Source organism: Streptomyces narbonensis (assembly GCF_014649015.1).
GTDB lineage: Bacteria > Actinomycetota > Actinomycetes > Streptomycetales > Streptomycetaceae > Streptomyces > Streptomyces narbonensis.
The window spans coordinates 1-506 of the sequence record NZ_BMSF01000213.1 but is presented as its reverse complement, the minus strand read 5'-3'; the positions used below and the strand labels follow the sequence as shown (position 1 = coordinate 506).

1 protein-coding gene is annotated in these 506 nt (G+C 22.7%); it reads right to left on the bottom strand.

The features are described from left to right. On the bottom strand, nt 1–506 hold a 506-nt coding region (locus IE124_RS36490), incomplete at both ends, for a dihydroxy-acid dehydratase domain-containing protein (protein WP_189514119.1).

Genomic DNA, 506 nt, shown 5'->3' with positions numbered 1-506 from the left:
AGTTGATAATTTATCTATATTTTTTAATTTAAATTTTATATTTGCTTCTTTTGCTACAGCTAATAAATGAAGTATTGTATTTGTTGAACCCCCCATGGCAATATCCATTATTATTGAATTTTCAAATGATTCTTTTAAACATATATCTAACGGTAAAATTTTTTCATTATTTTTATAAAATTTATTTGTTATTTCTACAATTTTTTTTCCTACTTTATTAAATAATAATTTTCTATTTATATGAGTTGATAATAAAGTTCCATTACCTGGAAATGCTAATCCTAAAACTTCTAATAAACAATTCATAGAATTTGCAGTAAACATCCCAGAACAACTACCACACGTAGGACAAGCATTTTTTTCTATTTCTAATATTTTTTTACTATTTTTAGTTTTTGATCCACTTATAATAATAGCATCTACTAAATTAATATTTTTTTCTTTTATTTTTCCTGCTTCCATAGGACCACCTGAAATAAAGATTGTAGGAATATTTAATCTAAAAC